The organism is Paraburkholderia atlantica (genome assembly GCF_009362785.1).
GTDB lineage: Bacteria > Pseudomonadota > Gammaproteobacteria > Burkholderiales > Burkholderiaceae > Paraburkholderia > Paraburkholderia atlantica.
In genome coordinates this window covers 196,121-209,292 of the sequence record NZ_WHNQ01000008.1, presented here as the reverse complement: position 1 = coordinate 209,292, position 13,172 = coordinate 196,121, and the positions used below count along the sequence as shown (strand labels likewise).

Annotated in this window: 13 protein-coding genes; 7 read left to right on the top strand and 6 right to left on the bottom strand. The window is 67.4% G+C overall.

What is annotated here, in order from left to right; genetic code table 11:
• Positions 1-12: 12 nt before the first annotated feature.
• The 6 genes from GCT19_RS14555 to GCT19_RS14530 form a co-directional block, all read right to left on the bottom strand.
• Positions 13-576 carry a DUF3280 domain-containing protein gene (locus GCT19_RS14555; RefSeq protein WP_152852337.1) on the bottom strand — a complete coding sequence of 188 codons (564 nt, stop codon included), beginning with the start codon at positions 574-576 and terminating at the stop codon, positions 13-15.
• Positions 577-580: 4 nt separating this feature from the next.
• Positions 581-1,585 carry a LysR family transcriptional regulator gene (locus tag GCT19_RS14550; RefSeq protein ID WP_018437326.1) on the bottom strand — a complete coding sequence of 335 codons (1,005 nt, stop codon included), beginning with the start codon at positions 1,583-1,585 and terminating at the stop codon, positions 581-583.
• Positions 1,586-1,592: 7 nt separating this feature from the next.
• Positions 1,593-2,369, bottom strand: a complete 777-nt coding sequence (locus tag GCT19_RS14545; protein WP_152852336.1) for a hypothetical protein — start codon at positions 2,367-2,369, stop codon at positions 1,593-1,595.
• Complete coding sequence (locus tag GCT19_RS14540; RefSeq protein WP_013091078.1) at positions 2,366-3,277, bottom strand: substrate-binding domain-containing protein; 912 nt, start codon at positions 3,275-3,277, stop codon at positions 2,366-2,368. The genes GCT19_RS14545 and GCT19_RS14540 overlap by 4 nt, the downstream gene beginning before the upstream one ends.
• Positions 3,278-3,308: 31 nt before the next feature.
• Positions 3,309-3,728 (bottom strand): c-type cytochrome, encoded by a 420-nt coding sequence (locus GCT19_RS14535; RefSeq protein ID WP_013091077.1) that lies wholly within the window; start codon positions 3,726-3,728, stop codon positions 3,309-3,311.
• A gap of 163 nt (positions 3,729-3,891) precedes the next feature.
• Positions 3,892-5,709, bottom strand: coding sequence for a methanol/ethanol family PQQ-dependent dehydrogenase (locus GCT19_RS14530; protein WP_018437329.1), 1,818 nt, complete (start codon positions 5,707-5,709; stop codon positions 3,892-3,894).
• Positions 5,710-6,126: 417 nt separating this feature from the next.
• Between GCT19_RS14530 and GCT19_RS14525 the strand changes: the two genes are divergently transcribed.
• The 7 genes from GCT19_RS14525 to GCT19_RS14495 all read left to right on the top strand — a co-directional run bounded on the left by GCT19_RS14525 (position 6,127) and on the right by GCT19_RS14495 (position 12,999).
• Positions 6,127-6,525, top strand: a complete 399-nt coding sequence (locus tag GCT19_RS14525) for a 4a-hydroxytetrahydrobiopterin dehydratase (RefSeq protein ID WP_018437330.1) — start codon at positions 6,127-6,129, stop codon at positions 6,523-6,525.
• 280 nt (positions 6,526-6,805) lie between these two features.
• On the top strand, positions 6,806-7,831 hold the full coding sequence (locus GCT19_RS14520) for a beta-ribofuranosylaminobenzene 5'-phosphate synthase family protein (RefSeq protein WP_018437331.1): 1,026 nt from the start codon (positions 6,806-6,808) through the stop codon (positions 7,829-7,831).
• Positions 7,832-7,934: 103 nt separating this feature from the next.
• Positions 7,935-8,861, top strand: coding sequence for an NAD(P)-dependent methylenetetrahydromethanopterin dehydrogenase (locus GCT19_RS14515; protein ID WP_018437332.1), 927 nt, complete (start codon positions 7,935-7,937; stop codon positions 8,859-8,861).
• 11 nt (positions 8,862-8,872) lie between these two features.
• A complete protein-coding gene (locus tag GCT19_RS14510) occupies positions 8,873-10,093 on the top strand; it encodes an ATP-grasp domain-containing protein (RefSeq protein WP_152852335.1) in 1,221 nt (406 codons plus the stop codon).
• Positions 10,059-11,096: a methenyltetrahydromethanopterin cyclohydrolase gene (gene mch / locus GCT19_RS14505; protein WP_227749260.1), complete on the top strand. Its 1,038-nt coding sequence runs from the start codon at positions 10,059-10,061 to the stop codon at positions 11,094-11,096. Before GCT19_RS14510 ends, mch begins: the two co-directional genes overlap by 35 nt.
• Positions 11,093-12,091: an ATP-grasp domain-containing protein gene (locus GCT19_RS14500; protein ID WP_152852334.1), complete on the top strand. Its 999-nt coding sequence runs from the start codon at positions 11,093-11,095 to the stop codon at positions 12,089-12,091. The genes mch and GCT19_RS14500 overlap by 4 nt, the downstream gene beginning before the upstream one ends.
• 5 nt (positions 12,092-12,096) lie before the next feature.
• Positions 12,097-12,999: a triphosphoribosyl-dephospho-CoA synthase gene (locus GCT19_RS14495; RefSeq protein ID WP_152852333.1), complete on the top strand. Its 903-nt coding sequence runs from the start codon at positions 12,097-12,099 to the stop codon at positions 12,997-12,999.
• Positions 13,000-13,172: the final 173 nt, after the last annotated feature.

The following is a 13,172-nucleotide window of genomic DNA, read 5'->3' as shown; positions in this document are numbered from 1 at the left end:
CATCGATGCCGCCTATGACGCGCCGTTCATCAGCAAGCCGACGAGCGCGCTCGCGCCGCGCCGCCACGACAGATCCGTGTTGCCGCGTATGTCGACCGAGCGCTGAAACAGCGTCTTGCCGCTCGCCACGTCTTCGACCCGCAGGTTCAGATTGAGAATCAGGTTGCTGACTTTCTGGACCCAGCAGACGCCCACCTGCTCGACGCCTAGCGCACGCCCGACCTGGCGGGCGCAACCGTCGCAGGTCATCAGGTCTTGCGCCGCACCGAGCCGCGCGATCAGCTCGGACGCGCGGCCGTTGTCGGCGACGCGGTAGCGCTGGCTCGCATCGAGCTGCGCGCGCACCGTATTGCTGACCATCTCGATGCGCGCCGCTTGCGCGCGGTTGGTGTCGGCGTCGTTGTAGGCGGCGTTGTCGTCGATCAGGCCGCAGTTCAGCACCGCGATCGTCACCGGCTCGGCGCGCGCCGGCACGACGCCGATCACGAAGAAGCCGGCAAAGCCCGCGCACAGCACGGCCGCGCTGCGCACGAACGCGGCCAGACGAAACGAAAACGATGCACGCAACGCACGCATCGCGCTACCGTTCCGCCCTGACCGGCCGTTTCGCAAACACCCCCGCAAACTGCGCATATTCCTGCTCCAGATGCACCGCCGCATGTTCGAGCAGGAACTGCCGGAACATCACGCTGGTCGGCGAAAGCTGCTTGGTGCGCAGATGCACGATCTGCCACGTTCGTACGATCGGCGTGCCGTTCACGTCGAGCAGCGCGATCTCGCCGGTGCGCAACTCCAGCTGCAGCGTATGCAGCGAGATCAGGCTCACGCCCATGCCGGCCATCACCGCCTGCTTGATCGTTTCGTTGCTGCCGAGCGTGACGGTTTTCGCGGGAGTGAACAGATGCTGACGGAACATCGCCTCGGCGGCCATGCGCGTCCCTGAGCCCGGCTCGCGCAGCAGAAAGGTGTCGTTGCTCAACTCCTGCAAATCGAAGCGGCGCGCGCCGCACAACGGATGATGCACTGGCGCGATCACCACCTGGGGATGACTCGCGAGCGGCTCGGCCGTCGTATCGAGTTCAGGCGGCGGACGGCCCATGATCGCGAGATCGATCGCGTTGTCCTGCAACATGCGCAGCAACGCGTCGCGATTGCCGACAGAGAAATGCACGTCGACCTTCGGGTACAGATGCGAGTACATCGCCAGCAGTTTCGGCGCGAAGTAGGTCGCCGAACTGACGATGCCGACGTTGATCGAGCCGCTGTCGGCCTGCTTCAGCGACATCATCGCGTCTTCGGTGTCCTTGATTTCGCCGAGAATGCGGCTCGCGTGATGGGTCAGCACCTCGCCCGCTTCGGTCAGCGTGAGCTTGCGCGCGACGCGCTCGAATAGCCGCAGGCCGACCGCCTCTTCGAGCTGATGAATCTGCATCGACACCGCCGGCTGCGTCAGATGCAGCTCCTCGGCCGCGCGCGCGAAACTCGTATAGCGGCTCGCGACGACGAAGATCTGCAACTGCCGCAGGGTCAGCGTGCGAACGAAGTTCAGCTTGACCCGGTTCGTCGCGAAACTCGCGTTCTGCATCGAAGACTCAACGGCTCGCCCGGGGCGCATTCGACGGCTTCGCCGGCACCTTGCCCGAGGGCAACTTGTTCAGTGCGGATTGAAAGCTCAACGACTCCGAATGCGCCGGATGCGCGAAGTCGTTGTTGGGGCCCGGCACGTCGGTGCGAATCTGCAGGACCTGGCCCGGCACGCCGTCGGCGAGCAGGAAGGTGTAGCGCTTGCCCGTGTATTGCGCGAAGCGCGCCGCGTTCGGATCGTTCAGATAAGGCTGCACGACGATGCGCCGCGCGTTGACCGGCTTGCCGCCGACCTCGCTCGGCACGCTCTCGATCTGCGGCCCCGCGGCGAGCGCGAGACGCAGACGCTGCTGGAAATAGCGACGCTGGCCGCCGGTGAGACCCTGCATCTCGGCGATATCGCGTTCGAGGAAATAAATGATCGCCGGATTGCACTGCAATCCGGCGATCGGCAGGTTCACGCTGCCGCTGTGGTCGGACACCTGCGCGTCGCCCTTCGCGTTGTTCTCGCTCTGCACCAGTACCTTGACGACATCGGCGCTGCGCGACGGCTGCCCGGAATCGATCAGCGCGTAGTCGAGCTCGGTCTGCGCGGCGACGCCGTGCAGATGATCGGTCAGAAAGATCAGCCGCTCCGCCGCCGTGATGTCGTCGCCGCCCGGCGCCGACGCCGCGCTCGCCGGGCTCGCCGCACGGGTCGCGGCCGGCGCGAGGCACAGCACGCACAGCGTCCCCATCAGCGCGGCGCGTGCCGCGCGCAGCCACGCGCCGCGGGCGCGCGTCATTGGGATGCGTCGCCAGGCTTGCCCGCCGGCGCGTCGACCGGTTTGAGCATCGGCACCTGGTAGGTCGCGAGGATGCTGTCGATCTTGTCGTGATTCGCGCCGATCCATTGATCCACCTTGTCCTTCCAGTCCTTCTCGCCGTAGCGCACGCCCATCGAAATCGTATAGTCGAAGCGGATGCCGGGCTGCGGCGGGAACGGCACGAGCCTGACCGAATCACCGGCGCGCTTGGCGAAGTAGCCGGCGATCGGCCCCCACAGGAACACCACGTCGACGTTGCCCGCGGCCAGGTCGTGTTCGATCATCTGGCCGGGGTATACGCCCGGATCGCCGCTTTGCACCTGGTACGACACCGCCTGGTCGATCAGGTTGTGACCGAGCAGCCAGTCCACCGCCGGGGTTTGCGAAAAGATCCCGAAACGCAGCTTGTGCAGCTGATCGGGCGGCAGTTTCAGCAGGTCGTCGGGCGTCTTGATGCTCGCGAACTCGGGGCGGTTCGGCAGCACCATCGCGTAGGTCGAGCGCAGATACGGCTGCGTCGTCGACGTCATGTCGTAGCCCTTCGGCACGCCGATGATCAGGTCGCAGCGATAGCGCTCGCTGCCCTCCGCCTTCTCACGCAACGTGTGGCGCACGAAGCCCATGCGCTGCGGAAAGTACGTGTATTCGAGTTTGTAGCCGAAGTCGCTCGCCATCTGGGCCGCGATGCGGTTCTCATAGCCCTCGCCCTTGTCGTTCGACAACGGCATGTTGTTCGGGTCCGCGCATACCCTGAGCACGCCGTCCGCGCCGTCGTTGTTCGGCAGCGCGGGGCCATCCGCCCGGACCGCGGCGCTCGCGAGCGCCGCGCCACACAATGCGGCCGCGATCACGCTGACATGCACGGACATGCTTCTCTTATCACGCATCGTGAGCCTCCGGAAGAATGACGGCGCGGCGTTAATTCGAGTCGATGGCATGCAGATCGCCCGGCTTGATCTGTCCATCGGAGCGTCCTTTCAGATACGCATAGAGATTTTCCCAGTTCTTCTGCATCATCTGGCTCGCGCTGAAATCGGGCATACCCTTATCCACCCGGCCGCCGAACACCGTGCGATGAAACTCGTTCTTGTCCAGCGTCTTGAACGCGTCGATCAGCGACGGCCCGACCATGCCCTGCTGCTGCGCGCCGTGGCAGCGTTCGCAAGCGAGCGCGCGCCACGTCTTCCAGCCCTGCAACGTATTACTGTCGACCTTGTTACCGTCGACTACCTTGTACGCGACCTGCGCAATCGAAGGATTGTTCTGCGCGTATCCGACGGGCAGCATGACGAGCGCTACGGGCAACGCGGTGAGCAACAGGATAGATCGGCCTTTCATGCACATGTCTCCATCTGTGAAAAAGCCGCGCCCCGATGCGTTTCATCGACGCATCTACCAACGGCGCGATTTGGGGGTAATTCAATGCTTGCGCGAGGCTGACGGGGCGGCTGTGCCTGTTCAAGCCGCCCCGCTCGTTCAGCCTTTCATTTCAGCCGTTCGTTCAGCTCTTTTCGTTGGGAATCGCGAACACGAACAGCGTGCCGCCGAGCGCGGTGTACTTCGCGAGATCTTTATAGCCGCCGACCGCGCCCAGACCTTCGGTCGGCTTCTCGAGACCCGCCGCCATGCCGATGCCGGCCCAGCCGCCGATGCCTGAGTACACGCCGACGTACTGCTTGCCCTGATACTCGTACGTGAAGACGTTGCCGATGATCCCCGACGGCGTCTTGAAGCGCCACAGTTCCTTGCCGTCCGAGATGCGAACCGCCTTCAGGTAGCCTTCCAGCGTGCCGTAGAACGCGATGCCGCCGCCGGTCGCCAGCACACCCGACCACACCGAGAACTTCTCCGGCTTCGAGTAGACGATCTTGCCCTTGCTCGCATCCCATGCGATGAAGTTGCCCATCGCGTTGCCCTCGTTCGGGCCCGGATACATCGACAGCGTGGCGCCGACATACGGCTGTCCCGACACGTAGTCGACATCGAACGGCTCATAGTCCATACAGACGTGGTTGGTCGGCACGAGGAACAGACTCGTCTTCGGATCGAACGCCGCCGGTTGCTGGTCCTTCGAACCGAGTGCCGCCGGGCAGATGCCCTTCACGTTGTGGTCGGACCCGGCCGCCTGCGTCGAGTACGCCGCGTTGCGAATCGGCAGGCCGCTTTGCAGATCGACACGATCGGCCCAGTTCACCGCCGGGTCGTACTTCTGCGCGACCAGCAGCTGTCCGGTTTCGCGGTTCAGCGTGTAGCCGAAGCCGTTACGATCGAAGTGCACGATCGCGGGCACCTTCTTGCCGTTGATCGTCAGGTCGGACAGGATCATTTCGTTGACGCCGTCATAGTCCCATTCGTCGTGGGGCGTCATCTGGTAGACCCATTTGGCCGTGCCTGTATTCAGGTCGCGCGCGAAGATCGACATCGACCATTTGTTGTCGCCCGGACGTTGCGTCGGGTTCCATGTGCCCGGATTGCCAGTACCGTAGTAAACAAGGTTGAGTTTCGGGTCCCACGCATACCAGCCCCACGTGGTGCCGCCGCCGAGCTTCCACTGATCGCCCTTCCAGGACTTCACCGACGAATCCGCGCCCACCGGCACCATCTGGCCATTGGAGTACGTCATCGTCTTTTGCGGGTCGAGCAGCATTTCGTTGTCGGGGCCCGTGCTGTACGCAGTCCAGACCGGTTTGCCGGTCTTGATGTCGTACGCGATCAGACGCCCGCGCACGCCGAACTCGCCGCCCGAGATACCGGTCAGCACCTTGTCGCCGAATACGTGCGGCGCGTTGGTGTTGGTTTCACCGGCTTTCGGATTGCCGTTCTGCGCGGTCCACACCACCTCGCCCGTCTTCGCGTTCAGCGCGACCAGCTTGGTGTCGGCCTGCTGCAGGAAGATCTTGCCGTCGCCGTAGGCGAGACCGCGGTTGACGGTGTCGCAGCACATCACGGAGACGACCTGGTCATCCTGCTTCGGCTGATACTGCCAGAGGAACGTCTGATCCTTCAGGTTGACTGCAATAACTTTGTTCGGAAACGGGGAGTGGATGTACATCGTGTCGCCGATCACGAGCGGCGCGCCTTCATGGCCGCGTAGCACGCCGGTCGACATGGTCCATGCGACCTGCAGTTTGCCGACGTTGTTCTCGTTGATCTGCTTGAGCGGGCTGTAGCGGTGATTCGCATAATCGCCCGCCTGGGCCGCCCAATTGGCTGGGTTTTTCATCAGTCCGTCGAGCTGCGAATCGGCCTGCGCAGCCAGAGAGCTAAAGGCTGCGGATGCGAGGATCGCGAGCCCAAGAACTACAGTGCGTAAGTTCATGTCTCCTCCAGAATTGTCCTGCTGTTCAACTCACGAATGACCCACGCTACCTCATCGCATCGTGCGCGCCTTCTCGATTGCAGGTAACGATTAACGCGCTATCCCGATTCGATGTCGGGCTTCGCGACGCATGAACGGCCAACGCATATTCCATGCCGGAATAGCGGCAGCGCTGCCGCTGTTGCGTGCGGCGGCCCGCCGACCCGGCACGCGCGACCTGTCGCGGCACTCGGGCGTTGCACGCCGATGCTTGCGCGGCGGTAAGCTGAAGGGGTTGCGTCACGCGATGCGGCACATACTGTGTCACTTGCGTGATACGAATCGTGTCCTTTGCGAATCACGCGCCGCAGCACGGGCCTGTCACTGCAACGAAGCTTCGTTCGGCGAACGATTCGCGCATTCCAGGAGCTAACCGCCATGGCAAACACCGAGCATGTCTATACCGACGAAGAGATCCAGCAGCGCCTCGTCGGTCCGCTGCAGCACTGGTATCTGGAAGATGGCTGGCTGCGGCGCAAATACCGCACCGAGGGCTGGAAGGGAACGCTGATGGTGGTCAACGCCGTCGGGCACCTCGCGGAAGCCGCGTGGCACCACCCCGACCTGACGGTCTCGTACGCGTTCGTGATCGTGAAGCTGAAAACGCACACCGCCAAGGGCATCACCGACAAGGACTTTGCGCTCGCGACGAAGATCGAATCGGTGGTCCACTGGCAGCCCGGCCTCGAGGAGGGCCCGCTGGAAGGCACGCCGGCCGACGACCAGCGCTTCCGCTATATCAAGTACGACGCGCCGAAACCCGCGCAAGGCAGTTGACGCGCGCGCCTGCCGCCGGATGAAACAGCGCGTGACACAGTGCGCCTTCGGCGTCACACAGCGTCCATGCAGCGGCGAAACCGGGTGGCGCGCGGCGCGCCCGTTCAGAGCTTGCAATGGGCCGAATCCGCTGCGGCGGCCGTTGCGCGTGCCTGGTACGGCTTTCGCTTGAGGTCGCCGGGCGCACTGTCGCCGGAACCCGCGACGCGACTCGACGCGTTGCGCACACCCCGTGGCCGAACCTTTCGCGCACCCGCAAGGACACCTGAGGACACTCGAGATGCCGCTTCAGCTCCGCCGCCTGCCGCCCCGCTCCCCCATCACGATCGATGCGCCCGCGCGGCTGCATCTGGGCTTTCTCGATCCGAACGCGTCGCTCGGGCGCGCGTTCGGCAGCCTGGGGCTCGTCATCGATACGCATGGCACGCGGATTCAGGCGCGGCTCGCCGAGCGCGAGCAGATCGGCGGCCTGGTGAGCGAGGCTGAGCGCGAGCGGATCGCGCTGAGTCTCGCGCGGCTGCAGGCTGCCTACGGACCGGCGAGCCTCGCGATCGACGTGCTGGAGGCGCCACGCGCGCATACCGGCCTCGGCTCAGGCACACAGCTGGCGCTCGCGGTCGGCACCGCGTTCACGCGCCTCATCGGCCAGCCGGCGACGAGCGCCGAGATCGCCAGCCTGCTCGGGCGCGGCGCGCGCTCCGGCATCGGCATACTCGGCTTCGAGTGCGGCGGCCTGCTGCTCGATGGCGGCCCGCCCGGCGATCTGCGCCAGAGCATGCCACCGCTGCTGTCGCGCCAGCCGTTTCCGCAGCCGTGGCGCGTGCTGCTCGTCAGCGACAACAGCCGCGAGGGCTTGCACGGCGCCGAGGAACGCAGCGCGCTCGCATCGCTCGCGCCGTTTCCGCAGCGGCTCGCCGCGCATCTGTGCCATCTGGTGCTGATGCAGATCCTGCCCGGCGCCGCCGAACATAACTTCGCGCCGTTCGCGCACGGCCTCACCGAACTGCAGCAGACCATCGGCGAATACTTCGCGAGCGCGCAAGGCGGCGTGTTCGCGAGTCCCGACGTCGAGCGCGTGCTGCGCGCGGTCGCCGCCGAACGCACCGCCGGCATCGGCCAGACCTCATGGGGCCCGACGGGCTTCGCGGTGCTCGCGAGTGCGCGCGAGGCCGAGCGCGCACTCGCGACCGCGCGCGCCGTCGCGAGCGCGCTGCCGCATATCGAATGCAGCGTCGTCGCGGGCCGCAATAGCGGCGCGGCGATCAGCGGCGCCGAGGCGCGCGCGCCGCACATCGACGCCGCATGATGCGCGGCCCCGCCAAGGCCGCCGCTTACCTCAGGCGCTGCCACGCACGGCGCGGCCTTACCCTGCGCCGTCCCCGAGATTGCCACTAAAACGAGCCCCTGCCATGTCAGAAACCATTGAAAGGCCCTACGTCCTGCACATGTTCACGGCCACGCCGCAGATGAGTCCGTTCGACGTCAACATGGCCGCCGATGCCGGCTACCAGGTCATCGTGCCGTATTGCAACGTCGAGGCCGGCATGGTCGCGAACCTCACGCAGGACGCGATCTTCTCGCGCGGCCCGAAAGGGGTGTCGCGCACCGGCATCTTCATCGGCGGGCGCGACGTGATGCAGGCCGTCGACATGCTCGACACCGCGCGCAAGGCGATGGTCCCGCCATTCGAGGTCTCCGTATTCGCCGATCCGAGCGGTTCGTACACGACCGCGGCCGCGCTGGTCGCGCTGGTCGAGCGGCATCTGGGCAAGCAGCATGGCGTGGAGCTGGGCGGCAAGCGCGTGCTGATTCTCGGCGGAGCCGGCGCGGTCGGACGCATCGCGGCGGCGATCGCCGCGTCGCGCGGCGCCGACGTGACGATCGCGAGCCACACCGACCGCAGTCGCGCGCTCGGCGCGTCGGCCGAACTGAACGAGCGCTTCGGCATCGTCACCAGCGGCATCGGCACCACGACGCCCGAGGAACTGCGCGGCGCGCTTGCCGACGCGGAAATCGTGCTCGCCACCGCGGTCGCGGGCGTGCAGGTGGTCGGCCGCGACGACCTCGAGCATGCAAAGCGCCTACTCGTCGCCGCCGACGTCAACGCGGTGCCGCCGGAAGGCATCGCCGGCGTGAACGTGATGAACGACGGCAAGCCGATCGACGGCGTGCCGAACGCGGGCGCGGTCGGCATCGGCGCGCTGGCGATCGGCAACGTCAAGTATCAGGTCGAGCATCGCCTGTTCATGCGCATGCGCACGGGCGGCAAGCCGGTCTACCTGGGCTTCCCGGAAGCCTACGACGAGGCCCGCGCGGTCGCGGCCGGTCTCGGCTGAGAGCGGCCGTCATGAAGCCGCACCGGCCGCTCATGCATGCGCCCATCGTCGCGGTCGTCGGGCAGTCCGCGCGCCTGCTCGCGCAGTCCGCGGCGCGCGCCGGCCTGCATGTCGCCGCGCTCGATATCTTCGGCGACTGCGACACGCGCGAGGCCGCCGAGCTATGGTTCGACATCGGCCGCAGTGATGGCGCGCTCGGGATCGACCGGGCGCGGCTCGTCGATGCGCTTGCGCGGGTCGCGCGCTTACCTCGTCTGCTTGGCTGGATCGGCGGCAGCGGGCTCGAAGCTTTGATGCCTGACTTGTGCCGGGAGCCCGGCTTGCCGCGCTTTCTCGGCAACGATGCCGACGTGATCGCGGCCGTACGCGAGCCGCGGCGTTTCTTCGCGTTGCTCGACGCGTTGCGGATCGGGCATCCGGCTGTGTCGTTCGAACGGCCCGCGACGGCCGGGGGCTGGCTGTTCAAGCAGGCGGATGGTTGCGGCGGTACGCATATCCAGGCGGCCGACTCGTTCGGCTTGACGAGCGCCCCCGCGCACGGCTACTTCCAGCGCCTTGGCCAAGGCCGCTCGCTGTCGGCGCTGTTCATCGGCGCGCACGGCGGCGCGCATCTGATCGGTTTCGCCGAGCAACTCACCTGCGCGATCGGCGATCTGCGCTTCGTGCATGCGGGCTCGATCGGGCCGATCGACCTGCCGCCGGCGTTCGTCGCGCACGTGCAGCAAGCGCTCGATGCGCTTTGCGCAAACACCGGCCTCGTCGGCATCAACAGCTGCGATTTCCTGTCGGATGGCACCTCGTTCGACGTGCTCGAAATCAACCCGCGCCCTTCGTCGACGATGGCGCTCTACGAAACCGCGTCGCCCGATGCGTGGCCAGCCGGCCTGCTCGCCTGCCACCTCGACGCGTGCCGCCACGGCCGCGCGCCGTCGGCCGCGAGCCTCGCGCTGGCCCGCGCGCCGCGCTGGCGCGCCGGCCAGCGGGTGCTGTTCGCGCAGCAGCCGTTCAACGTCTCCGCGGCGTTCTCCGACGCCTGCCTGCGCGATCCGCAATGCCGCGACGTGCCGATGCCGGGCACCCGTATCGACGTCGGGCAGCCGGTCTGCACGCTGCTCGTGCGAGCGGCGTCGGTGGACGCGGTGCGCACCGCGCTCGACGCGCAGCACGAACGCGTCGTCCAACGAATCGAAACCTGCGATGAACCCGACCATGCCTCCCTCCACGCCCACTGAGACCTCCCCGCCCGCCGCGCCGCCGAGCGTGAATGCGCTGTCAGAGCGCCTCGTCACACGGCTCGTCGATCAGGCGGCACAGCTCGGCGTCGCGCTCACGCGCACGCCCGCCGGCACCGTGATTGCCGACGCGGGCGTCGACGCACGCGGCAGCCTGGACGCCGGCGTGCTGATCGCGCGCATCTGCATGGGTGGTCTCGGCCGCGTCGCGGTACGCGCGAACTTCGACGCCGCGCCGCTGTGGCCGACGATGCTCGAAGTCAGCACCTCGGCGCCGGTGCTGGCCTGCCTCGGCAGCCAGTACGCGGGCTGGAGCCTGTCGGCGACCAAGGAGCAGACCGGCGGCAAGAAGTTCTTTTCGCTCGGCTCGGGGCCCGCGCGTGCGCTCGCGGTCAAGGAGCCGTTATTCGACGAGCTCGGCTATCGCGACCGCCACGAGCGCGGCGCGCTGGTGCTCGAAGTGGACCGGCTGCCGCCACAGGTCGTGATCGACAAGGTGCTGCACGATTGCGGCCTCGCGCCCGAACACCTGACGCTGATCGTCACGCCGACACACTCTGTCGCGGGAACGGTACAGGTCGTGGCCCGCGTCGTCGAAGTGGCGCTGCACAAGGTGCACGTGCTCGGCGTGCCGCTCGATGAGATCGTCGCGGGCACGGGCTCGGCGCCGCTGCCGCCGCCCGCGCCCGACGGCATTCAGGCGATGGGCCGGACCAACGACGCGATCCTGTACGGCGGCCGCGTGCATCTGACCGTCCAGCACGACGAGATCGCGCGACGTCTCGCCGACACCCTGCCCTCCGCCAATTCGCGCGACTACGGCCGGCCGTTCGCGGACGTCTTCACGGCCGTCAACTTCGACTTCTACCAGATCGACCCGGCGCTGTTCGCGCCCGCCGAGGTGTGGGTCAGCAGCCTCGAAAGCGGCGCGACCTATCACGGCGGCAGACTCGACGGCGGCCTGCTGCGCAAACAGTGGGGCGGCGAGCCGGTCGCGCGATGATGATCACATCGGGTCTGCGCATCGCGATCATGAGCGACGAAACCGGCTGGCACACCGGCCGGCTGAAAAAAGCGTTCCGCGCGCGCGGCGCCGAAGCGCGTTGCGTCGATCTCGCGGATTGCCGCATCGACACCACGTGGCTGCCGCACGGCCTCGTGATCCCGGGCTTCGGCCGCACGCTGCCGGATGCGGTGTTCGTGCGCGGCATCGCCGGCGGCACCTTCGAGCAGGTGACGCTGCGGCTCGGCATCCTGCACGCGCTGCGTGAATCAGGCGTGCCGGTCTACAACGACGCCCGCGCGATCGAGCGCAGCGTCGACAAATCGATGACGAGCTTCCTGCTGCATCGCGCGGGCGTGCCGACACCGGCCACGTGGGCCGTCGAGTCCGCCGCATTCGCGCAACGCGTACTGATGCGCGAAGCGGCCGCCGGCCGCCAGGTCGTGCTCAAGCCGCTGTTCGGCTCGCAAGGCCACGGGCTCAAACGGCTCGGCGCGCGCGGCGGGCTGCTCGCGCCGCTGCCGTCGCTCGCGCGTTATCGGCAGGTTGCGTATCTGCAGCGCTTCGTCGCGAGCAGCGGGCCCGGTTTCGATTGGCGCGTGCTCGTGATCGGCGGCAAGGCGGTCGCGGCGATGCGGCGCAGCGGCGGCAAGGGCTGGATTCACAACGTCGCGCAAGGCGCGCGCTGCGAGGCCGCCGAGCTGACGGTCCCGCTCGCGCAGACGGCCGTGCGCGCCACCGCCGCGCTCGGCCTCGACTACGCGGGCGTGGACCTGATCCCGAATCCCGACGACGCCGCGCTGCCGCTCGTGCTCGAAGTCAACGGCGTGGCCGCGTGGCGCGGTTTGCAGTCGGTCGTGCCGCTCGATGTCGCCGCGGCGCTGGTCGACGATCTGCTCGATCGCAAGCTCGCGGCGCAACGGCGCGCGAACCAACAAGACGAGCAAGCCGCCAGCGCCGGGTTGCCTGAGCCGTCTCCGCAGCGCCGGGCTTGAGCGCGATGCCCGGCACTCATCCAATCTCCGTCGAGCGGGCGCGCGCGGCCTTCCTCGAAGCCTGCGCGCTCGACGTCACCACGCCGAAACCCGGCAACGTCAGCACCCAAAGCCCCGGCCACGGCATGCACGCGGCGCAGTTCCTCGCCAGCGCGGACGCGTCGCTCGACGCGCTGTTCGCACGCGGCGCCCGTGTCGGACAGCGCATTCTCGACGCGGTCACGCGCACGCGCGCGGCGGTCGGCTGCAATACGAATCTCGGCATCGTGCTGCTGGTCGCGCCGCTCGCCGCAGCCCTCGACGAAACCGGCGACCCGCCGCTGTCGGCGCAAGCGTGGCGCGCGGCCGTCGGCGACGTGCTGAGCCGGCTCGACGTCGAAGACGCGCGGCTCGCCTATCGCGCGATCGCGCTCGCCAATCCCGGCGGCCTCGGCGACGCGCCCGAACAATCGGTCCACGCGCCGCCGACGATCGGCCTGCGCGACGCGATGCGGCTCGCCAGCGGGCGCGACAGCATCGCGCGGCAGTACGCGAACGGTTTCGCGGACCTGTTCGACACCGGCCTCGCGGCCTGCTTCGAAGCCTCGACCCCAGCGCCCGAACCCGCGCCCGTCAATCGAGGCGAAATCGCGATGCTCAACGTGTTTCTGGCGTTCCTCGGCGGCTGGCCCGACTCTCACATTGTGCGCAAGCACGGCCTCGCACTGGCGCAGAGTGTCACGCTCGTGGCACGCGAACAGCACGCGCGCTGGCGCGAAACGCGACCCGCCGCGCGCCGCTCGGCAAGCGATCCGCAACTCGATGCCTGGGATCTCGAATTGAAGGCCCGCGCGATCAATCCCGGCACCAGCGCGGACCTCGCGGTGGCCACGCTATTTGTTGCGCGCTGCGTCGAAGGTCGCGGTTAACCCTGAATCGTCTGGACTGTCCACGACCCGAGGAGGCGCGTCAGCATGCCGGGTGCCACAACTGGCACGGAACCTGTTAGTTAGTACCGCCGTGCAATCCCGCACCGCTCTCGCGATGCTGATCTGGACACGATCGCGGGCGGCGCCTCGTCAGCAGGTCCATACCTACTCAT

Excerpts from the sequence above, each read along its gene's own strand:
- GCT19_RS14515 (WP_018437332.1), top strand. The coding sequence starts at position 7,935 with ATGTCAGAAACCATTGAAAGGCCCTACGTCCTGCACATGTTCACGGCC.
- GCT19_RS14535 (WP_013091077.1), bottom strand. The coding sequence starts at position 3,728 with ATGAAAGGCCGATCTATCCTGTTGCTCACCGCGTTGCCCGTAGCGCTC.
- GCT19_RS14550 (WP_018437326.1), bottom strand. The coding sequence starts at position 1,585 with ATGCAGAACGCGAGTTTCGCGACGAACCGGGTCAAGCTGAACTTCGTT.
- GCT19_RS14520 (WP_018437331.1), top strand. The coding sequence starts at position 6,806 with ATGCCGCTTCAGCTCCGCCGCCTGCCGCCCCGCTCCCCCATCACGATC.
- GCT19_RS14525 (WP_018437330.1), top strand. The coding sequence starts at position 6,127 with ATGGCAAACACCGAGCATGTCTATACCGACGAAGAGATCCAGCAGCGC.
- GCT19_RS14555 (WP_152852337.1), bottom strand. The coding sequence starts at position 576 with ATGCGTGCGTTGCGTGCATCGTTTTCGTTTCGTCTGGCCGCGTTCGTG.
- mch (WP_227749260.1), top strand. The coding sequence starts at position 10,059 with ATGAACCCGACCATGCCTCCCTCCACGCCCACTGAGACCTCCCCGCCC.
- GCT19_RS14500 (WP_152852334.1), top strand. The coding sequence starts at position 11,093 with ATGATGATCACATCGGGTCTGCGCATCGCGATCATGAGCGACGAAACC.
- GCT19_RS14510 (WP_152852335.1), top strand. The coding sequence starts at position 8,873 with ATGAAGCCGCACCGGCCGCTCATGCATGCGCCCATCGTCGCGGTCGTC.
- GCT19_RS14540 (WP_013091078.1), bottom strand. The coding sequence starts at position 3,277 with ATGCGTGATAAGAGAAGCATGTCCGTGCATGTCAGCGTGATCGCGGCC.
- GCT19_RS14545 (WP_152852336.1), bottom strand. The coding sequence starts at position 2,369 with ATGACGCGCGCCCGCGGCGCGTGGCTGCGCGCGGCACGCGCCGCGCTG.
- GCT19_RS14530 (WP_018437329.1), bottom strand. The coding sequence starts at position 5,709 with ATGAACTTACGCACTGTAGTTCTTGGGCTCGCGATCCTCGCATCCGCA.
- GCT19_RS14495 (WP_152852333.1), top strand. The coding sequence starts at position 12,097 with ATGCCCGGCACTCATCCAATCTCCGTCGAGCGGGCGCGCGCGGCCTTC.